This window comes from Aquibium pacificum, assembly GCF_040839445.1.
GTDB lineage: Bacteria > Pseudomonadota > Alphaproteobacteria > Rhizobiales > Rhizobiaceae > Aquibium > Aquibium pacificus.
Genome location: NZ_JBDPGJ010000001.1, coordinates 309601 through 328770, shown reverse-complemented (window position 1 = coordinate 328770; position 19170 = coordinate 309601). Strand labels below are relative to the sequence as shown.

The following is a 19170-nucleotide window of genomic DNA, read 5'->3' as shown; positions in this document are numbered from 1 at the left end:
GCTCAGTCGAGGCCCATGGCCTCTTCGATCAGTTCGTCCGCCGCTTCGCCGAGCAGCGCGTCGCTGGCGTCGCCATTCACCGGCTCCTTCCCGATCTCCAGCATGATCGGGACCGCGAGCGGCGAGATTCGCTCCAGATCCTTATGCACGATTCGCCCCTTGATCCGCGACAGCATTTCGCCGAGCCGGGCGACGTCGAGCAGCCCCGTCGCCGCGTCGGCCCGCGTCGCCTGAAGCAGGATGTGATCGGGCTCGTGCTCCCGCAGCACGTCGTAGATCAGGTCGGACGAGACGGTGACCTGTCGGCCGGTCTTTTCCTGACCCGGATGGCGCCGCTCGATCAAGCCCGCGATCACGGCGCAATTGCGGAAGGTACGCTTGAGCAGCCAGCTCTCGGCGAGCCACGCTTCGAGGTCGTCGCCCAGCATGTCCTCGTCGAAGAGCTGTCCGAGCGGCAACCCGCGCGTTTTGAACATGGCCCCCAAATCGCGCAGTCCCCAGACGGCAAGCGCATAGTCCGTGGCGACGAAGCCGAGCGGCTGCGCACCGGCGCGCTCCAGCCGTCGCGTCAAAAGCATGCCGAGCGTCTGGTGCGCCAGCCTTCCCTCGAAAGGATAGGCGATCATGTAGAAGCGCCTGCCGCGCGGAAACGTCTCGACCAGCAGATCGCCGCTCCTCGGCAGCACCGACTTGTCGCGCTGGATGCGCAGCCAGTCTGAGACCTGGTCCGGCAGGGCCTGCCAGCGGTCGGGATCGGCGAGCATGCCGCGCACCTGGTCGGCGAGATAGGTGGAGAGCGGAAACTTGCCGCCGGCATAGGACGGCACCATCGCATCGTTTCCGGCGGCGTTGGAGACGAAGGCCTCGTTGTCGCGGATGCCCTCGAAGCGCAGCACCTTGCCGGAAAACATGAAGGTGTCGCCCGGCGCGAGCGATTCCAGAAAATATTCCTCGACCTTTCCGAGCACCGGCCCGCCGCGCGAGGCGGTGCCGCGCCCGCCGCGGACGTATCGCACGTTGAGCATCGGTGCCTCGATGATTGTGCCGACGTTCAACCGGTACTGCTGCGCGATGCGCGGATGGCTGACCCGCCACAGCCCGTCCTTCGTCCGTCGTATCCGGGCATATCGTTCGTATGTCCGAAGCGCGTAGCCACCGGTCGCCACGAAGTCGACGATCCGGTCGAAGGTTCCGCGATCGAGGTCGGCATAGGGTGCGGCCGTCCTCACCTCCCGGAACAGGTCGTCGGCGGAGAAGGGTTCGGCGCAGGCGCAGCCCATCACGTGCTGGGCCAGCACGTCGAGCGCGCCGATCACCAGCGGCGGCGTGTCCTGCGCGCCGAGATAGTTCGCCTCGATCGCCGCGCGGCATTCCATCACCTCGAAGCGGTTGGCCGGCACGAGGATCGCCTTCGACGGCTCGTCCATGCGGTGGTTGGAGCGGCCGATGCGCTGCGCGAGCCGGCTCGCGCCCTTTGGCGCCCCGACATGCACCACGAGATCGACGTCGCCCCAGTCGATGCCCAGGTCGAGCGTGGATGTGGCGACGATGGCGCGCAGCGCGTTCGTCTCCATCGCCTTCTCCACCTTGCGCCGCTGCGCCACGTCGAGCGAGCCATGGTGCAGCGCGATCGGCAGCACGTCCTCGTTCACTCGCCACAGCTCCTGGAAAAGCATCTCGGCCTGGCTGCGGGTGTTCACGAACAGAAGCGTGGTGCGGTGCCGCCGGATCTCCTCGTAGACCTCGGGAATGGCATAGCGGGCAGAGTGTCCCGACCACGGCACGCGCTCGCGCGATTCCAGGATGGTGATCTGAGGCTTGGCGCCGCCGCTGACGGTGATCACATCGGACATGTCGCCCCTGGAATCCTGCGAGACCAGCCATCGCCGCAACTCCTCCGGCTCCGCGACGGTGGCCGAAAGCCCGATCGCCTGCAGCCCGGGCACGAGCGCGCGCAATCGCGCCAGTCCCAGCCCGAGCAGATGGCCCCGCTTGGAAATCACCAGCGAGTGCAGTTCGTCGAGCACGACGTAGCGCAGTCCGGAGAAGAACCGGGCCGCGTCCTTGGAGGCAATCAGAAGGGCGAGTTGCTCGGGGGTTGTGAGCAGGATGTCGGGCGGCGACATTTTCTGCCGTTGGCGCTTGTGCGAGGGCGTGTCGCCCGTGCGCGTCTCCATCGAGACCGGCAACCCGATTTCGGCGACAGGCTTGGCGAGGTTGCGCTCGATGTCGACCGCGAGCGCTTTCAGGGGCGAGATGTAGAGCGTGTGCACCCCCCGGAATGCCTCGCCCGGCTTGCGCTTCGGCCGCTCCGCCAGATCGACGAGGCTCGGCAGGAAGCCGGCCAGCGTCTTGCCCGCGCCGGTCGGTGCGATGAGGAGGACCGATCTGCCCTCCTGCGCTCTGGCGAGAAGATCGATCTGGTGCGCGCGCGGCGACCAGCCCTTTTCCGCGAACCACCGGATGAAGGGCTGCGGCAGGCGGGCAACGGAAAGGTCGGTACCGAGGGTGGGCTGCTCTGTCACGCAGACAGAACTAAAGCAGAACAGCTGGCCCGCCAAGCCCGCGGCCGCGCGTCCCTTGCGACCGCCGCCTGCCCTGAAGGTTGCCGGCCGACTTCAGTTGAGCGCTTCGAGGGAGGCGGGAGGCTGGACGATCGTGGTTTCCAGTATGCTTTCGCGATCAACCTCGCGGCGCGCCACCACGATCAGTCCCTCGATCGGCTCGCCGCGATCCATTCGGATCGCCGCCGGTTCGATCGAGACTATCTGGAATCCGCTCGCGGCCAGGAGATCGCGCAGATAGCGCTCCGAATGGGCGTAGCGCCGGGACGGGCGCAGCACGAGGGGCTCGGGCCCGGCGTAGTGTTCGACGGAAAAGGCCAGAAGCCCGCCCTGGGTGCAAACAGTCGCCGCGGCGGCCAGCACGCGCTCCAGCGCGCCGACGTAGAGGAATACGTCCGCGGCCACGACGAGGTCGGCGCGCAGATCACCGGGGTCGAACGTCTGGAGGTCCTGCAAAGTCAGCCGGTCGTAGACGCCCTTGGCCTGCGCTCTTTTCAGCATCTGCGCGGAAATGTCATAGCCCTCGATGAAGCTCGCGGCGTGACGCAGGCGCTCGCCCATCAGCCCGGTTCCGCAGCCGAGGTCGACCACGTGCACGAAGGCACCGGCACCGGCATCCGCGAGCGCCTGCGCGATCAGTTCGGGCACGCGGTACGCCAGCTTCTCGACCAGCGACCTGTCGAACCTGTCGGCATATTGGTCGAAGAGCGCCGCCACGAAGGCGCTCGGCGGCGCGTCGATCTGGTGCGCGGCGCCGATGAGGCCGAGCTTCATGCTGGCGCCGAGCCGGTCGTCCGGGTCCAGGCGCAGGGCTTCGGTCCAGGCATCGGCTGCCCCGACCAGTTCGCCCGCCGCTTCGCGCATCTCGCCGAGGCGGTACCAGCCCGCCGCCCAGGTTGGCACCAGCCGCAGCGTTTCGGCCAGCAGATCGGCCGCCGCCGCGTGTTCGCCGCCTTCGAACAGCATCTCGGCGTAGTCCGCACGCCGGTCTGCGACGAGATCGCCCGAGGAAAGCTGCATCGATGTCATGAAGGTAAGTCCGGAAACCCGGATTCGCCGGGCGGCGGCTTATTGCTCAGTCCGGGAAAACTTGCAAGCGGCATTCGGCCGCTTCGACCGGGATTCTCTGATGGAGTACAGCGAGCCAGCTCACCGGAAGTAAATATCGTAATTAGTTTCTCATATATTCTATATTATTCTCGAATATTACTTAGATCTCGAAGAAAATTGAACCTTGCGCGAAGCTTGCGTTAACAGCTCTGCCCGCGTTGATTTCCTGATTGTGTCAATATATTCTTCGAGAACAGATTCTCGCGAAGGAGGCACTGATGACCTTGACGACAGTGATTTCGCAGCCGAGGCCGGTAGGCAGCGCGACGTCTCAAGCCAGGAAGGAAGCGGCGGACCCGAATGCGTTCTCCGAGGTCATGGGAGCACAATCCAATCAGACCGCGGCCGGCGACGACGGCGGGTCAGAGGCCGCCACACCGACCATTACGGCAAGCTGGACGGCCCCCACGGCGGGAGCCGGCCCGGAGGATCTCAGCGGTCTTCCCGTCGAAATCGAGGACGAACTGAGCGGCCTGCCTGTCGAACTCGAGGATCAGTTGAGCGACCTGCCCGAAACGGAAGACGAACTCAGCGGATTGCCTGTCGAGAAGCAGGATGATCTCAGCGGACTGCCGGTCGAAGCCGAAGGACCTGTCGCAAGCCGCCCGAGCGTCAGCAAGGAATGGGTCGGCGAGGCCGCGACCGTCTCCTCCAGCCAGGGCGCGTTCGCTGGCGATATGGCTTTCGAGACCGTGACAAGCCTGCTGGGCCGCTATGCGACCTCGCCCGCCGCACCCTATCAGGCTGCCTCCAAGTAGCGGCATCTCCGCAGGTCAGCGCGGTTCCGCGAAACGCAACATGCATTCCTGGAACGCGTCCGCCGTTCCGCAATTCGCCGGCATGTCCACCCTGAGGCGGGCGACCGCGAATTCCTTCCACGGACGCGGCTCCGTGCCTGAAATTGCGACGTTGATGAGTTCCGGCAAGGTCGAGCGGTTGTGCCATTCCGGATACGTCTTGCCGCCCGCTGCGGTATAGGTGAAGGACAGCCTGATCGGGCCACGGATCAGGGGCAGGTCCTCGCCGCCGGAGCGCTGGTCGCCGTGGTCGCGGCGCGATCGCACGATCGCCGGGTCTCCGCCGACATTTGCGCGCAGATAGGTAACGCGGTCGATGCCGGCCCGTGCGTTGTAGCCCAGCGCCGGGCGCAGGAAAGTGATGCTATTCTCGCTGCCCTCGAAGAGTACCGCGGTACCTCTGTCGTCCTTGGCAAAAGGTTGCGCAGCCTCCAGGTCCTCGACCAGCCGGTCGAGGATGATGGCGGCCATGTCCGTACGGCTCCCCGACGCGATGAGATCCCGCCAGCGCGTCAGCCAGCTGCCCGTATAGAGGGAAATGCCGCCGAACAGGATGCTCGCCAGGAGGAGGGCAACGATCGCCTCCAGCAGCGAAAAGCCGCGGCGCGACTGGCGCGAGCGCCTCCTCATTGCCGCCCGATCCGAACCGTCTCGAACAGCGGCGCCGAATCCAGACTCAGGTCGCCGCCCCCGTCGAGAACCGACACAATGTATAATCGCCATCCTACGAGCTCCAGATCGTCTTCGCGATCCCAGTCGTACGGTTCGACGCGAACCACGTAATCTCCGACCGTGCTTTGCCCTTCGCGCAACGGTTCGAGCCCCATCGCCACCGTGGCGGCTTCCTGCTGCTCCTGGCGCCGTTCCGCTGAGCGTTCCAGGCCCCCGAACGATCCGGCGACGCCGCCGATGATCGCGGCCACCGGCCCCATGATGAGCAAGGCTATGACGAAGGCGGCTAGCACCTCGATCAGCATGAAGCCGCGCTTCGAACGGAGCGTCATATGGACGCCATCTCCACGCGCCCGGTCAGCCAGTCGACGCGCAGTTCCATGGAGCGGCCGCCGCCGGTGAGCGTCAGCACTCCGCCGCAGGAGCGGCCGTCCGAGAGATAGCGCAAGGCCCGCTGGCCGTCGATGAGAGGGCAGAGGTTCGAAGTAACCCAGCGCAGGCCGATTCCGCTGCGGATGGCGAGGGGTTCGCCTCCGGCGACGCGGATGCGACCGCGATCCGCGTCCACCTCGATGTCCACCGCGCCCTGCTGCCGGACTGCCAGCGAACGGCCTTCCCGGAACGATGCGGCCACCTTCACGGCCTCGGCTTCAAGGTCGGCGGCCGATACGCTCGCGCGCGGCCGCGGCATCAGGACCAGCGCAGCCAGCGACATGATGGCGATCGCCAGCACGATGTCGAGGAGCACGATGCCCCGTCTCGAAGCTTTGCGGTCGGGACGCATCTCAGCGCGGTGGGAGCGAACTGGCTCCGTTTCCGTCCGGACCCGCCGTCGCGATGCGGAAGGTATGGCCGTCGCTGGAATAGATGTAGTCCCGGCCCCAGGGGTCGGCCGGTACGTTGTCGCCGCGCAGGTAGGGTCCGTTCCAGGTCTGCAGGCTGGATGGCTGCTTGACGAGGGCGGTCAGTCCTTCCGACTGGTTGGGATACCGGCCGACGTCGATGAAGAAGATGTCGAGCGCGCTGGAGAAAGCCTCGATCTGCAGCTTTGCCGCGCGTTCCCGCGAGTCCGACAGCTGCGCCAGCACGCGCGGCCCCACGAGTGCCGAGATCAGCCCGATAATCGCCAGGACGACCAGCATCTCGATGAGCGTGAATCCCGCCTGCCGCCGGCGCCGGCGCGAAGGGCGGGTCCGGAACGGGTGATTTCTCATCAATCGTTCAAACATGAGTTCAAGCTCCGCTAACGAACCAGATCGTTGAAAGACATCAGCGTCGACATGATCGACACGATCATGCCTCCGATCAAGACACTTATGGTGGCCACCGCCGCGGGTCCGACGAACCCGACCGTGCGGGCCAGGGAGCGCTTGAGCCGCGCTTCGTAGAAATCGGCCACCTTGTAGGCGAGAGCCGCCATCTCGCCGCTTTGCTCACCGATGCGCAGCATTCGCATGGCGAGCGGCGGCAGGTCCAGGATCTCGATCGCCTGGCTGAGCCGCTGGCCCTGTCGAACCGCGTCCGAGGCTCGCTGCGCCCTCTCGCGGGCAACGGCCCCGTGATCCACGGTTTCGCTGATCAGCTTGATTGCGGTCGGCGCGGGAACGCCCGTCTCGCTCATCATGCCAAGCATACGCGTGAAGCGCGCGGTGCGATAGCTGTGCGCGATGTCCGAAAGGATCGGAAGCTTCTCTCCGACGCTCCAGAGCGCGGTCCTCAGGGTGCCTCGGCGAGCCGCGATGAACAGTCCGAGAAGCACCACTGCCAGAAGCGCGAGCAGCCATTCTCCTTGCTCGCGCAGGAAGCGCGAGACCGTGAGCATGGTGTTCAGGAGCGCGTCCGGTTCCCGGGTCTGGGCCAGCATCGGCTCGAATTGCGGCAGGACGCCGATCATGAAGAAGACCAGCACGGCGACCGTGCCCAGCATGAGGACGGCCGGATACCGCAACGCCTCCGAAACGCGCGCGGCGAGCGCCTCGAATCGCTGCCGCTCGTCGGCCGTCCGTGAGAGCAGGCTCGGCAGCATCCCGGTCGATTCGGCGACCTTGATCATGGCGATCTGGAAAGGCGGGAAGAGCTGCGGCCAGTCCTCGAGTGCCTGCGAGAACGAGCGTCCGCTCGAAAGCGCAGCATGAAGTCCGCTGACGACCGGCCTGAGACGGCCATTGTCGAACTCCTTGCCCATGATGGCGAGGGCTTCGTCGATCCGGATCCCGGCATTGAGCATGATCGAAAGATCCGACAGGAAACGCGTCACCTGCTGCGCGGAGATTTTTCCTCCGGACAAAGACGAAGAGGAAGCGCGGTCGCGGTGTTCCTGGACGCTGACGGGAATCAGCCCGCGCCGGTCGAGGAGGCGCGCGGCATCGTCTGCGTCGCCGGCCTCGATACGGCCCTGCTCGAGACTGCCCTGCGCGTTGAGAGCCTTGTAGGCGAATGCGGTCATGGCGAACCGGCTGTACTTTACCCTGCTCCGACTCGCGCCGATCGATCGATCCTCGGGCGCGCACATTCCCACCCTGCTCGCGGCTCGTCTGTCTCGACGAGTTCTCCAAAGCCGGCACCTGGATTAGTATACCAAGCCGATACCTTCCGCAACGTAGACCCGGGACATGCATCTGGCGATCATACCCTCCGCAGTCCTGTCGCGGGTCGTCGTATGACGTTCATTGTGGGTTCAGCCGCGCCATGAAAGGATGCCGGCAACGTCGAGGCCCGTCGTGGCACGACAGCAAACGTTGAGGAACGACAAATGGCGCATCCCCATCTCGGCCAGGTCCCGATAAAGCCAGCAATGGAGAGCGGGAATAAGAGACGAAGCTCCGTCCGCCGGCCGGCGCTCGCGGTCCGGCTCTTCGCCCCTTTCATGGCCCTGGGTGTCTTCCTTGCGGTCATTCCAGTGTCTACGATGGAGGCTGCAGCGTTCGATTTCAGCCGCGGGCATTCTGGCCCTTCGCCGTTCGTGCGGACACCGGGAAAGCAGGGTCCGGGCCCAAATCTTCGGCATCAGATACAGGTGAGCCCCATGGAACGCGTGATCGTCCAGTTCAATCCGCACGGGGACCGTGACTCGGAAATCCGCCGGATCCTCGACGCGCTGGACGGCCTGCCCCACAAGGTGGCTTCCACGTTCGAGGTCACTCCGGCCATCGTGCTCGAGGTGAATGCGAAGGGCATGGAACGCCTGCGCGCGCTTCCCGGCGTGACGCTCCAGATGGATTCGCTCTCCAGGCCCAACTGATCGCGGCGTAAAATGTCGCCGGCTTACTGGAGTGACCGGAAGCGGATGAGGGCTTGGCCGCCCTCCCCGTCCAGTACCACCTCCGAACCTCTGACCTCCGCCAGCGTCCATCCGTCCCGGCTTTCGCCCTTGCGCAGGCTGAACGCGCTCTCCACCCCTGCCGCCCGGAACGTCGCGATGACGAGCCGGGTCGACCGCACGACCCCGACGAGTTCCCACTGCGGCGGCGAGAACTCGATCTCGGCTTCGGGAATGTCCTCGACCTCGATTTCCACGGGCCGCTCTATCAAGGCCGGGGGTTCGACTTCCTCTGGCTCGAACTTCACCGGCGCGCGCCGCTCGGGGGAAAATAGGGGAAGTTCGCGAAGCGCCACGTAGTCCTCGGGGGTGCGTTCGCTCACGGCCAGCGGTTCCGAAAGCTGCGTCATGGCCGGCCCGCCGAGCGCGACCGTGCCGATCAAGACCCAGAGGCGGAACAGTCGTCCCGGCCGCGCCATCAGATCTCCTCCCCGATCCGGAAAGCCGACAGCGTCATCCTCAGCGAAAGCGCGCGGTCGCCCCCGGCCATGGCGCTGTCTCCGGTGACGTCCCCGATGCGACGGTTCGGACGCAGCACGATCGAATCGACCACGATGACGGGCAGCGAAACCTCGATCGCGTGCAGGAACTGCGGCAGCGACTGCTCCATCACCTCCACGTCCGCGTTCAGGCGCACCCGCACGAGTGGATTTCCGGCCTCGTCGGTGACGTCTTCGACGGTCTCCACCTGGGGCGCGTCGACCGCGCGGACGACGGCGCCCGTCGCTGCGGCGAGGTCGGAGATCTCGCGCTGGAACTGCGCGGAAGCCAGCCCCTGGGTTCGCCCGCCCATGAGAAGCTGAAGATCCTTGAGGGTGTCCTCTTCCGTGGCGGAGCCGGAGCCGGCCATCGATGCGGCGCGCTCCTCCATCTGCGCAAGCCGCCTCTCGAGGACGGCGAGCGCTTCCTGTTCGGCCTGCCACGACATCCAGGCATCGCCTGCGAGGATCCCCGCCCCCACCACGAGAACGACGACGACGAACAGCGAGGACAGCCGTCCATCGAACCAGGATCTGCGGGCCGCGCTCAATGCAGCCCCCCCCCGGTGCGGATGAGCGGCAGCGTTTCCAGCACGAAATCCGACGTCGTCCCGTCCTGCGAGCGGGTCGCGGGGCCGACGAGCCGGCTTTCCACGAAACGCCCGGACGATTCCAGCGCAGTCAGCACGTCGGGCACGTTGCTGGTCTTCCCGGTCAGGCGCAGCGTCCCGTCGACGAAGACGATCTCCGTCGCATAGGCATGGATCGGCAGCGCCGCCGCCAGATCGTCGAGAGCGCCCACGACGCTCACCGCCTGATTCTTGATGTCGAGCGCGGCCTGTTCGGGAGCGGTGGCGACCTCTTCGGGATTGCTGGCCTTGACGATGGCGTCGCGCGCCTTCTCCATGCGCGCCTCCAGATCGGCCCGGCGGCCGGCATTCTCGCCGGCGGTAAGATTGCCCCACACCAGGGAGCCGCCGGCCACGACCGCGGCCAGGACGAGGATTGCCGCCAGGGAGCGCCTGATCACGCGTCGCGCGCTCGCGACACCGGCGCGGCCCGTCAGCTGAATGGCGCCTCCCGAACCCGCCGCGGGCGCTTCGACGGTGATGCCCCGCGGCTGCGCACGCTCGATCTGTTCCAGCACGGGCGCCAGGCGCGACCTCCCGACGATGGCGATCGAGGCCACCAGCCGTTTCGCCACGCGGTCGATCTCGGCGATCCTATGGCCTGAATACGATTCCCCCGGCGGCAGCGGAGACAGCGAACTCATCCGCGAGGCGACGATCCCGTCCATGTGATCCGCGGCTTCGAGCGGCAGTTCTATCCTGCGCCGGATCAGCCATTGATCGGGAACGCCGAGGACGACGTTGCGGCCCTTAACGGCGCTGGCGAGGGTCTCGGCATCGCCGGCTTCTCCGAGGCGTACGGCAACGGCCGTGCTGCGCGCGGAGCCCCCGAGCAGGTTCAGCGTCTTGCCATCGGGGTCGATCTCGATGTGCGCGCGTTTGCCGCGCAGCCCCGACCCCATCGAATCGCTGATCAGCGAGGCGGGACCATCCAGCCAGTCGTCGAACGCCCGGACAACGCCACCCAACGTCATCTGCATGTCAGCCTCGATGCCTCCCGGTCATGACGATGGCAGCCTCATTTAGCGTCATCCGCGAGACGGCGCCAGTCGAGGACCCGGTAGGGCAACTCGTCGTCCGCCGACACCATGATCGTCGCCTCGTAGGTCTCGCGATGGCCCGATGGCAGTTCGACATCGAGTTCCACCCGCCAACTCGGCGCGAGGTCGGCGGTGTTGTATTCGATGTCGGAGAGGAATTGCTGCAGTTCGGTCTCGTCGAGACGGCCTTCACGATATCGCCCGATCGCCTGAACGACCGATCGCGGCAGGCCCGGTATCTTTTCCAGCAGTTCGGGCTCGGCCTCCTCCATGTGCATCCCCTCCAGCCCGGAGGACACGGTCACATAGCGGTCGATCCCGACCGCCACGTCTTCGGGCATATCCCGGACGAGAGCGATCTCGTGCACCGATCGGAACGGATGCGCTTCCTTCGGCTGTCGCGGCGCGGTGGGGGTTTCTCCCTCCTTTGCCTCCTCCTCGTCTGCACGGCGGTCGAGGATCTCGTCGGAGAGCTTGTCGGAAAGTCCGTTGCTCGCGCCCGCGGCCCGCAGCACGCCGGTGATCAGCGGCTTCTGCGCGGTGTTCAGATCCACCCGCAGGGCTTCGTTCTTGAGGATCAGGGACACCGATCCGGAACTCGTCTCCAGCGAGCCGGTGAGCGTGTCGGGCAATGTCTCGTTCGCGTCGGACGCTCCCGCCCGAACCAGCCCCGCCGCCAGCGCCAGCCCCGCATCCGCCAGCATGCGCGCGGCGGCCTTGTCTTCGGTGACGCGCACGTTGGTGACGACACTGCTCATGTGAAGCCGCAGCACCACCGCGAGGAACGCGATGAAGATCATCACCCAAAGGACGCCGACGAGGATAGCGCCCCGCCGAGAGTCGGTGGGGAACCGCGGCAGCGGCAGCCACCCCCGGTAACGTTCATTCGTGCGCATATGCTTACGCATTGACGGGAAACCAAGCCCACACGATCACGGCGGAAGGCGCCAGGAACGCGCCGAAGGGAACGCGTGCCACCGCGCGCAGCGGGCGGCCCTTGCGCCATGACCGGATGATCACGAAGAGCGCCGCCGCGGTGGATGCGAGCAGAAGTTGCAGCCCGATTCCCCACACGCCCACCAGCATTGCCGATGCCCCAAGCAGCTTGACGTCGCCGAACCCGATCCCGGAGCGGCCGCGAAGCTGGGCATATGTAAAGGATATCGCCGCCATTCCCGTTCCCACGGCCAGTCCTTCCGCGAAACTGACTCCGACCGCCCACGGATCGGCGGTCGCTTCGAGACGGAGCAGAAGTGCAACGAGAGCGATCATGACCGTATACCGATCCGGAATGATCATGCGTGCCAGATCCTCCACCGCAATCGCGGCGGCGGCAAGGCAGAGAACGAGCCCGGCGATCAGAACCCACCAGGGCTGCGCCAACAGCCGCGGCAGAACGGCCAGGGCCAGAATTCCCGCACCGATCAGCGCGCCGCGGCGGCGCGCGGCCTTCGGCGTCATTCGATCACGGTCTTGACCGGACGGGGGAGCGGAACGTTGCGGCTCGGCTCCTGCATGATCCGCAATTGCGAACGCATCTGCTCCGCCACCATCTGCGCATCGAGGCTGTCCTTGATGACCTGCGGACGGATGAGGATGATCAGTTCGGTGCGGGTCGCGTTGTTCTGGTTGGAGCGGAACGCCTCGCCGATGATCGGCAGGTCACCCAGAACCGGAACACCGTCGCGTCCGCGCTGCTGCTGTTCCGAAATCAGCCCCCCGAGGAGCACGGTTTGGCCGCTGGTGACCGAGACGGTGGACTGGATCTTGCGCTGCGAGATCGTCGGCGTCAGCGACTGCGACGATCCTCGCGCGACCGATGATATCTCCTGCTCGATCGTCAGGTTGATCGTGCCGTTGGCCGTTATGCGCGGCAGGACCTTGAGGATCACGCCCGTTTCGCGGAACTCGACATTGTTGACGATCGGCGCCTCGGGATCGGTCACCGACTGCGCGGTGCGCGTCACGATCGGGATCTCGTCGCCGACCTGAAGGACCGCGGGCTTGTTGTCCAGAACCACGAGGTTCGGCGACGACAGGACCTTGACCTCGGTCACACCCCGCAGCGCGTCGATGACCACGTGAGGATCGGATTCAGGCCCCAGAAGCAGGTTGAAGCCGGGAAGAACCCTGGAGATCGCCGCTTCGGCGACGTCCTTGAACAGCCCGACGGATCCGTCGTCGCCCGATTGCAGGAAGAACTGGACGCCGTACCTGAGATCGTTGCTCAGCGTCACTTCGGCGATTGTGGCCTCTATCGCCACCTGCGCCGCCGGGCGATCCAATGCGAGGATGGCCTCCTCGATGAGGCGCTGCTGGTCAGGCCGCGCCAGGATCAGGAGCGAATTGTTTTCGGGATTGGCGGTCACGCGTATCCCTCCGCTATAGCCGCCACCCTGGTCGCCTCCGCCCGATTCGATGCCCGTCGACAGGTCGTCCTCGATGGGAAGCGCGTCGGCCATGCGATCGGAGGGCGTCGCGGGCGCGGCCGGATCGCCGGAGCCCGAGCGATCGGCAGGTTGCGAATCCGGCGGGAACTGCGCCGCCGGATCCTCCGTGACGGCAGACGCGCCATTGAATATCTGGTTGACCATCGAGGCCAGCCGCGTCGCTTCGAGATGCTGGACGCGATAGACTTGCAGGTATGAGGCCGAGGCCTCGAGCTTGTCGAGCCGCTCGATCCACGTGGCCGCGCGCTGCAGCATCTGCCGCGACCGCGCCACGACCAGCAGCGAATTGTTCCGCTCGATGGGCTGGACGCGGATCGTGTTGCTGCCGCGCCCGCCCTCGCCGAGGTCGAGCACGCGGTTGAGTTCCGGGATCATGCTCTTTGCCGTCCCGTTCTGGATCGGGAAGATACCGACCGACTCGTCCGCCAGCCAGTCCTGGTCGAATGAAATCGCGGCATCGATGGCCGCTCGCCGTTCGGCAGCGGTTCCCTGGAACAGCAGCGCGTTGCCGTTCGGGTCGACGCGAACCATCCCTTGACGCGCCACGAAATTCTCGAGCAGCGGCATGATCGTACTCGCCGAAACGTGACGCAGGGGATAAGCCGTTACGCCGTAGCCGGGCTGGACGTTCACGCCCCGGCTGAGTTCCGCGATCCCGATGGCGTCGGATGCCGGCATCAGCCGCAGCCTGTCTCCCTCGCGCACCATTGCGATCCCGTTGCTGCGCAAGGCGGATTCGAAGGCGGTCAGGATCTCGCCGGCCGGAAGCGGGCGGGAGGTGACGATCGAGACGGTTCCGGTCGCCCTTTCGTCGAGCGAATAGGTGATCCCGAGCATGTCCCCGAGCACGGTGCGCGCAGCCACCGCGACTTCGGCGTTCTCGAGACTGACGTCGAACTCTTCGTCGCCCAGCCGCTCGACCGACTTGCGTTCGCTGCTGGTCAGCCTCGCGTCGGTACCGTAGTAGATCGCTCCCTGACGATTGTCGTTCCTGGCCCGCCTGAAGCCTGACAGGAAGCCACCGCCTTTGGCTGCCCTCGCGCCAAGATCTGCCTGCGTGACGCCGCTCAGGGGATCGGGGCGGCCGGAGACGTCGTCGGCGGCGTCCTGGAGAAACGGTCCGGTCGTGCACCCGGATGTGGAAAACGCAAGGAGGACGGCCAATCCCCAGCATAAGAAGCGCGCTGTGGCCGGATTCCGCCGTCCGGACCTGGTAAAACTCACCGACCTACCCCCAACATTTAAGCGACGGCGCTGGTTCAAACCGTACCGACCCAGCTTCGCCTTGACAACTGGCAAGGCCTGTTTTCTCTTCGACACTTGGCCGTAAGCTGAACAAAGTTGCCAAAGCGCCACCGGAACCGAAAGTAAAGACATGCTCCAAGTCATCATTCGGCCGACGGCTGGACCAAGCTTCACATGAACATTCATCATCCGGGCATCGGGTCCGAGCGCTTGCTTGAAGCATTGGCCGGGTCGGGATTGATCGGCCGCGCGGAACTGCAAAACCTGTTCGGCGATCTGGTTGAGCCCGGCACTGCGGACATCTACAGGCTTGTCGAAGGCCAGCTCGTCGATCCCGACGCGCTGGCTGCGTTTCTTGCGACATATTACGGGCTCCCCCTAGCCGAACGCGAGGAACTCGCACATATCGAGCCGATTGCACAGCATCTTTCGCACCGGTTCCTGATCGACAACTGGCTGCTTCCGCACCGGACGACCGATGGACGGCTTCGGATCGGTGTCTTCTTCCCCGGCGACAGCGAACCCATCGATGCGCTGCGGGCCGCATTCGGAGAGGCAGCCGAACTGTGGGTGATGTCGGCGCCGGACCTGGAATCGGGGCTGCTGCGGCTCACCGGCAGCGAGAGCGGCGTATCCGTCTCAACCGACATGACGCCCTCCGACGATGCGATTGCCGGCCTACGGGATCTGGCGAGCGGTGCGCCGGTGGTCGTGGCGGTCGACGACATGTTCAGGCGCGCGCTCGATTTGCGTGCCACCGACATTCATCTCGAGCCGATGCGGGGACGCCTCGTTCTACGCTTCCGCATCGACGGCGTGCTGCGCATCATGCCTTCGCCCCCCCCGGAGATGGCCGAAGCGATGGTTTCCCGCATCAAAGTTCTGGCCGGGATGGACATCGCCGAGCGGCGCAAGCCGCAGGACGGCGGCATGCGCATCAGGGTCGGCGAACGCGACATCGAGTTTCGCGTCGCCACGCTGGCCTCCATCCATGGTGAGACCGTCGCCCTGCGCATCCTGCAGCGCGAGAGCGCGCTCCTTGATCTCGGCAGCGTCGGCCTCGGCGCGCGGGACCGCCGGTCCCTGGAGCGTCTGCTCGACCACACGCACGGCATGATCGCGGTTGCGGGTCCGACCGGCAGCGGCAAGACGACCACGCTCGCTGCGGCCCTGTCGAAGCTCAACGATCCCGGACGCAAGATCGTTACCATCGAGGACCCGGTCGAATACCAGATCCCCGGCGTCGTTCAGGCCCAGATCCAGCCGGCCATCGGCGTCACCTTCGAAGCCGCGATCCGCTCCTTCGTGCGCCAGGACCCCGACGTGATCCTCGTCGGCGAAATCCGCGACCGAGACACCGCGCGGGTCGCGGTGCAGGCCGCGCTGACCGGCCACCTCGTGCTGACGACGGTGCATGCGAACACGGCCACTGCAGCATTCACGCGCCTGCGCGATCTCGGCGTGGAAACCTATCTTCTGGTCGGCGCCATGCGCGGCGTGCTTTCGCAGCGCCTGGTGCGCAAGCTCTGCGATCACTGCAAGCAGGAGGCGACCATGACGGAGGAGGAACTGGTCGCCGAACCCAGGTACGAGGCCGTCGGATTCAGGGCCGGCGACCGCGTTCATCACGCGGTCGGCTGCTCGCGTTGCGCCGGCGCGGGTTACCGGGGTCGGATCGCCGTGTTCGAGGTGCTGACGCTTTCGGACGAGATCAGCCGCCTCGCCTCCAGCGGGGCCGACAATCTGGAGATCGAGGCTGCGGCGATCGCGGCCGGGATGACCACGATGTCGCAGGACGCCGCCGCCAAGGCGCACGCCGGACTGACCTCGCCCGCGGAAGTCATCCGGGTGACCGGCTTCCGCTGAGCGACCGGCGTTCTTCGGATGCGGGACCCCGCGCACCGCCGGAGCGGGCGGCGCCGCGCGTCGCTTCTGGCAACGTGCTCCGGTGACGCTATTCCGATGCGTCGTTTCTCCCCTAGCCCCCGGCATTGAGAAATCGGCTCCGTCTGCTAAGAACCCCTGCCCTGGGAGGAAGATGAAAAGCATGTCCGAACGACCCGTCCTGATCGCCGGAGGCGGCATCGGTGGTCTCGCCATGGCGCTGACGCTGCATCAGATCGGCGTACCATGCGTCGTGTTCGAATCGGTCAGGGAGCTTCGCCCGCTTGGCGTCGGTATAAATCTCCAGCCGAACGCCGTGCGCGAGTTCCACGATCTCGGCATAGGCGAGCGCGATCTCGACCGGATCGGCCTGCCGGCGCGGGAATGGGCGCTCGTCGGCCTGAACGGCAACGACATCTATTCCGAACCGCGCGGCCTGCTGGCGGGCTACGACTGGCCGCAATACGCCGTGCATCGCGGCCTTCTCCAGATGCTGTTGTTTGACAAGGTGATCGAACGTCTGGGCCGCGATGCCGTGCGTCTCGACCGCCGGGTGACCGGCTACCGCAACGATGCCGGCGGCAGCGTGACCGCCACCGTCGAAACGTCCGACGGAGGCATCGAGGAGGTAACGGGTGCGCTGCTGATCGGTGCGGACGGCCTGCATTCGGCCGTGCGGGCGCAGATGCATCCGGACCAGCCCCCCATCCACTGGGGCGGCGCGGTAATGTGGCGCGGCACGAGCCCCGGCGTGCCGATCCGCTCGGGCGCCTCCTTCGTCGGCCTCGGCACGCATCGCCATCGCCTGGTCTTCTATCCGATCTCCCCGCCGGACCCGCGAACGGGCCTCGCCACCATCAACTGGATCGCCGAGGTGACGGTCGACAATTCCGACGGGTGGAAGGAAACCGGCTGGTTCAAACCGGTCGGGATCGAAGATTTCGTCCACCATTTCGAGGGGTGGACCTACGACTGGCTGGACGTACCGGCGCTGCTGCGCGGCGCCGACATGGCCTACGAGAACCCGATGATCGACCGCGACCCGGTCCCGACTTGGCGCGACGGCCGGGTCATCCTGATGGGCGATGCCGCCCACCCCATGTATCCGACCGGCTCCAACGGCGCGAGCCAGGCCATCATGGACGCGCGGCTCCTGGGCGCGGCATTCGTGGAACAAGGCCTTACAGCCAATGCGTTGCGGGCCTATGACGAACGCCATTGCGGACCGGTCTCGCAGGTGGTCCTGCGCAACCGCGGCGCCGGCCCCTTCGGCCTCCTCAACATGGTCGACGAGCGCTGCGGCGGCGAATTCGACGATATCGACGCCGTCATTCCGGCCGACGAACGCGCCGCCTTCATGGCCGGCTACAAGTCGGCCGCCGGCTTCGCCATCGAGAAGCTCAACAACGCGCCGCCGACGATCCCTCCGGGAGCGCACGTGAACGCGAAGGTCGACGCGTAGGCGGCGCGCGAACCTCTACCCGTCAGTCGCCCATTCCGCGCCTATTCAGCGTCTCGCCAGCCCCGCCAACTGGTGGGAGATTTCGGCATTGATCGCCGACGCGCTCTGGAAGATCGCGAAGCGGTCGTCGTGATACCGGCGGCGAGTGGGATCCGGCCGGTAGAAAGTCCCTTCGACCGGCTGCGTCCGCGACACCATAGGGTCTCCCGATGCCGGTATGAGTGCGGCTCCCATGAGACCGGTTTCCGAATTTCCCGGCACGAAGACCGGGCGATCGAGCACATCGGCCTTCAGCTGGCAGACTGCGGGACTCGTGGCCAGCCCTCCAGAGAAACTCACGTGCTCGACGCGAACGCCGTTCGCCTGTTCCGCGCGCGACAGGATCTCGCGAGACAGATAGTTCATGCCTTCGGCCACCGCACGCACGAAGTCCTCTCCGTGATGCGACGTGCTCAATCCCAGGAAGGCGCCGCGCAGGTTCGGGTCCCACCACGGCGTGCGTTCCCCATCGAGGTAGGGGAGGAACAGCGGGGTCTCTCCGGCGGCCGTGACGGCGGCTTCCAGCTTCTGCGCCGTCGGGGCCTCGGGACAGAACCGGTCCAATGCCCATTGCAGGCGCGTCGCGGCGCCCTGGCTCGGTCCGCCTAGCTGCCAGATGCCGGCGCCCCATTCGACCGTCAGCAGACCCTGGGCTGCATGGGCCGCGTCGGAGATCACGCCGGACACGTCGCTGGTGCCGGAAATGCTGTAGGCGAGGCCCGGCACGAGGGCGCCGGAGCCCAGCACGCAGCTCCACGTGTCGATCGATCCGCAATGGACCGGCACCCCCGCCAGTCGGGAAAGCGGTTCCGGTAGCCCCTTGCGCACCTGGCCGACTGGCGCGAACGGGGAGTACGTGTCCGGCAGGATGTGGCGATTTATTCCCAGGGCATTCAGGACGTCGTCCCGGCTATCGCCCAACGCGCGGACCATCGGGGCCTGCGAAATCGTGTCCGACACGGCGACACCGGTCAGCATCAGGTTCAGGAAGTCTTTCGGCTCCACCACCTTGCGCAACTCGGCCCAATTGTCGGGCTCATTCTGCTTGAGCCAAAGAATGCGCGATAGCGGCTCGTACGGGCCGAGCCTTTCGATCACCTGGCGTACCTCTTCCGGGGCGTTGGCGCGCATGTCCTTCAGCAGGCTGGCCGATCTGGAATCCTGGAAGGGAATGGCGGAACGCACCGCTCGGCCGGACCCGTCGAGGAACACCTGTGTGCGGGTGAAGCCGCAGCCTGCGATGGCCGTCACCGCCGCCAGATCATGGCCGACAGCGGCCAGCTCCTTGCAGCCGTCGACGAACGCGCGCCACCAAACCATGGGATCGACGTCGAAGACCACCCCATCCGCGCTCTGGATGGATAGCGGCTTTCGCACGAAGGCCACGAAGCGGCCGTCGGCTGCGACGATCGCCAATCTCAGGCTGCTGCCGCCGAGGTCGAACGCGAGGGTATGCTGCATGGAGGGTCCCGTCATGCTT

General features: G+C 66.2%; 19 protein-coding genes. 4 read left to right on the top strand and 15 right to left on the bottom strand.

Annotation, left to right across the window (positions count from 1 at the left end):
• Positions 1-2 precede the first annotated feature (2 nt).
• Together ABGN05_RS01615 and ABGN05_RS01610 are read right to left on the bottom strand one after the other, a co-directional pair.
• Positions 3-2525: a ligase-associated DNA damage response DEXH box helicase gene (locus ABGN05_RS01615; RefSeq protein WP_367952243.1), complete on the bottom strand. Its 2523-nt coding sequence runs from the start codon at positions 2523-2525 to the stop codon at positions 3-5.
• 93 nt (positions 2526-2618) lie between these two features.
• Positions 2619-3593, bottom strand: a complete 975-nt coding sequence (locus ABGN05_RS01610) for a class I SAM-dependent methyltransferase (protein ID WP_367952242.1) — start codon at positions 3591-3593, stop codon at positions 2619-2621.
• A 299-nt stretch (positions 3594-3892) separates the two neighbouring features.
• Between ABGN05_RS01610 and ABGN05_RS01605 the strand changes: the two genes are divergently transcribed.
• The gene (locus tag ABGN05_RS01605) at positions 3893-4432 is read left to right on the top strand and encodes a hypothetical protein (RefSeq protein WP_367952241.1); all 540 of its coding nucleotides are present in this window, start codon (positions 3893-3895) and stop codon (positions 4430-4432) included.
• A 15-nt stretch (positions 4433-4447) separates the two neighbouring features.
• Here the strand turns inward: ABGN05_RS01605 and ABGN05_RS01600 are convergent, their stop codons facing one another.
• From ABGN05_RS01600 to ABGN05_RS01575, 6 genes are all read right to left on the bottom strand, one after another.
• On the bottom strand, positions 4448-5101 hold the full coding sequence (locus ABGN05_RS01600; protein WP_367952240.1) for a PulJ/GspJ family protein: 654 nt from the start codon (positions 5099-5101) through the stop codon (positions 4448-4450).
• Entirely contained in the window at positions 5098-5448 is a 351-nt protein-coding gene (locus tag ABGN05_RS01595) for a hypothetical protein (RefSeq protein WP_367952239.1), read from the bottom strand. The genes ABGN05_RS01600 and ABGN05_RS01595 overlap by 4 nt, the downstream gene beginning before the upstream one ends.
• 23 nt (positions 5449-5471) lie before the next feature.
• Entirely contained in the window at positions 5472-5891 is a 420-nt protein-coding gene (locus ABGN05_RS01590; RefSeq protein ID WP_367952238.1) for a hypothetical protein, read from the bottom strand.
• Between the two features lie 37 nt (positions 5892-5928).
• Positions 5929-6372 (bottom strand): type II secretion system major pseudopilin GspG, encoded by a 444-nt coding sequence (gspG, locus tag ABGN05_RS01585; protein ID WP_367952237.1) that lies wholly within the window; start codon positions 6370-6372, stop codon positions 5929-5931.
• Between the two features lie 14 nt (positions 6373-6386).
• Complete coding sequence (locus ABGN05_RS01580) at positions 6387-7589, bottom strand: type II secretion system F family protein (protein ID WP_367952236.1); 1203 nt, start codon at positions 7587-7589, stop codon at positions 6387-6389.
• A 231-nt stretch (positions 7590-7820) separates the two neighbouring features.
• Complete coding sequence (locus ABGN05_RS01575; protein ID WP_367952235.1) at positions 7821-8087, bottom strand: hypothetical protein; 267 nt, start codon at positions 8085-8087, stop codon at positions 7821-7823.
• Positions 8088-8168: 81 nt separating this feature from the next.
• On the opposite strand from ABGN05_RS01575, the gene ABGN05_RS01570 reads away from it, so the two are divergent.
• A complete protein-coding gene (locus tag ABGN05_RS01570; RefSeq protein ID WP_367952234.1) occupies positions 8169-8384 on the top strand; it encodes a hypothetical protein in 216 nt (71 codons plus the stop codon).
• Between the two features lie 23 nt (positions 8385-8407).
• Here the strand turns inward: ABGN05_RS01570 and ABGN05_RS01565 are convergent, their stop codons facing one another.
• From ABGN05_RS01565 to gspD, 6 genes are all read right to left on the bottom strand, one after another.
• Complete coding sequence (locus tag ABGN05_RS01565) at positions 8408-8881, bottom strand: hypothetical protein (RefSeq protein ID WP_367952233.1); 474 nt, start codon at positions 8879-8881, stop codon at positions 8408-8410.
• The gene (gspM, locus tag ABGN05_RS01560; protein ID WP_367952232.1) at positions 8881-9492 is read right to left on the bottom strand and encodes a type II secretion system protein GspM; all 612 of its coding nucleotides are present in this window, start codon (positions 9490-9492) and stop codon (positions 8881-8883) included. The genes ABGN05_RS01565 and gspM overlap by 1 nt, the downstream gene beginning before the upstream one ends.
• Positions 9489-10550 (bottom strand): PilN domain-containing protein, encoded by a 1062-nt coding sequence (locus tag ABGN05_RS01555; RefSeq protein WP_367952231.1) that lies wholly within the window; start codon positions 10548-10550, stop codon positions 9489-9491. Before ABGN05_RS01555 ends, gspM begins: the two co-directional genes overlap by 4 nt.
• 38 nt (positions 10551-10588) lie before the next feature.
• A complete protein-coding gene (locus tag ABGN05_RS01550) occupies positions 10589-11410 on the bottom strand; it encodes a hypothetical protein (protein ID WP_367952230.1) in 822 nt (273 codons plus the stop codon).
• A 100-nt stretch (positions 11411-11510) separates the two neighbouring features.
• Positions 11511-12071: a prepilin peptidase gene (locus tag ABGN05_RS01545; RefSeq protein ID WP_367952229.1), complete on the bottom strand. Its 561-nt coding sequence runs from the start codon at positions 12069-12071 to the stop codon at positions 11511-11513.
• Positions 12068-14224, bottom strand: a complete 2157-nt coding sequence (gene gspD, locus ABGN05_RS01540; RefSeq protein WP_367952228.1) for a type II secretion system secretin GspD — start codon at positions 14222-14224, stop codon at positions 12068-12070. The genes ABGN05_RS01545 and gspD overlap by 4 nt, the downstream gene beginning before the upstream one ends.
• Positions 14225-14479: 255 nt before the next feature.
• Here gspD and ABGN05_RS01535 point away from each other — a divergent pair, with 255 nt between their 5' ends.
• Complete coding sequence (locus ABGN05_RS01535) at positions 14480-16171, top strand: GspE/PulE family protein (protein ID WP_367952227.1); 1692 nt, start codon at positions 14480-14482, stop codon at positions 16169-16171.
• 181 nt (positions 16172-16352) lie between these two features.
• A complete protein-coding gene (locus ABGN05_RS01530) occupies positions 16353-17651 on the top strand; it encodes a flavin-dependent oxidoreductase (protein WP_367952226.1) in 1299 nt (432 codons plus the stop codon).
• A gap of 45 nt (positions 17652-17696) precedes the next feature.
• Here the strand turns inward: ABGN05_RS01530 and ABGN05_RS01525 are convergent, their stop codons facing one another.
• On the bottom strand, positions 17697-19151 hold the full coding sequence (locus ABGN05_RS01525) for a xylulokinase (RefSeq protein ID WP_367952225.1): 1455 nt from the start codon (positions 19149-19151) through the stop codon (positions 17697-17699).
• Positions 19152-19170 lie beyond the last annotated feature (19 nt).

What these genes read in the sequence shown, in the direction of transcription:
- ABGN05_RS01610 (WP_367952242.1), bottom strand. Translation starts at nt 3,593, where the DNA reads ATGACATCGATGCAGCTTTCCTCGGGCGATCTCGTCGCAGACCGGCGT.
- ABGN05_RS01605 (WP_367952241.1), top strand. Translation starts at nt 3,893, where the DNA reads ATGACCTTGACGACAGTGATTTCGCAGCCGAGGCCGGTAGGCAGCGCG.
- ABGN05_RS01600 (WP_367952240.1), bottom strand. Translation starts at nt 5,101, where the DNA reads ATGAGGAGGCGCTCGCGCCAGTCGCGCCGCGGCTTTTCGCTGCTGGAG.
- ABGN05_RS01595 (WP_367952239.1), bottom strand. Translation starts at nt 5,448, where the DNA reads ATGCTGATCGAGGTGCTAGCCGCCTTCGTCATAGCCTTGCTCATCATG.
- gspG (WP_367952237.1), bottom strand. Translation starts at nt 6,372, where the DNA reads ATGTTTGAACGATTGATGAGAAATCACCCGTTCCGGACCCGCCCTTCG.
- ABGN05_RS01580 (WP_367952236.1), bottom strand. Translation starts at nt 7,589, where the DNA reads ATGACCGCATTCGCCTACAAGGCTCTCAACGCGCAGGGCAGTCTCGAG.
- ABGN05_RS01575 (WP_367952235.1), bottom strand. Translation starts at nt 8,087, where the DNA reads ATGCCCGCGGCTGAAATCGAACGCTGCAGCCTCCATCGTAGACACTGG.
- ABGN05_RS01570 (WP_367952234.1), top strand. Translation starts at nt 8,169, where the DNA reads ATGGAACGCGTGATCGTCCAGTTCAATCCGCACGGGGACCGTGACTCG.
- ABGN05_RS01565 (WP_367952233.1), bottom strand. Translation starts at nt 8,881, where the DNA reads ATGGCGCGGCCGGGACGACTGTTCCGCCTCTGGGTCTTGATCGGCACG.
- ABGN05_RS01555 (WP_367952231.1), bottom strand. Translation starts at nt 10,550, where the DNA reads ATGCAGATGACGTTGGGTGGCGTTGTCCGGGCGTTCGACGACTGGCTG.
- ABGN05_RS01550 (WP_367952230.1), bottom strand. Translation starts at nt 11,410, where the DNA reads ATGATCTTCATCGCGTTCCTCGCGGTGGTGCTGCGGCTTCACATGAGC.
- ABGN05_RS01545 (WP_367952229.1), bottom strand. Translation starts at nt 12,071, where the DNA reads ATGACGCCGAAGGCCGCGCGCCGCCGCGGCGCGCTGATCGGTGCGGGA.
- ABGN05_RS01535 (WP_367952227.1), top strand. Translation starts at nt 14,480, where the DNA reads ATGAACATTCATCATCCGGGCATCGGGTCCGAGCGCTTGCTTGAAGCA.
- ABGN05_RS01530 (WP_367952226.1), top strand. Translation starts at nt 16,353, where the DNA reads ATGTCCGAACGACCCGTCCTGATCGCCGGAGGCGGCATCGGTGGTCTC.
- ABGN05_RS01525 (WP_367952225.1), bottom strand. Translation starts at nt 19,151, where the DNA reads ATGCAGCATACCCTCGCGTTCGACCTCGGCGGCAGCAGCCTGAGATTG.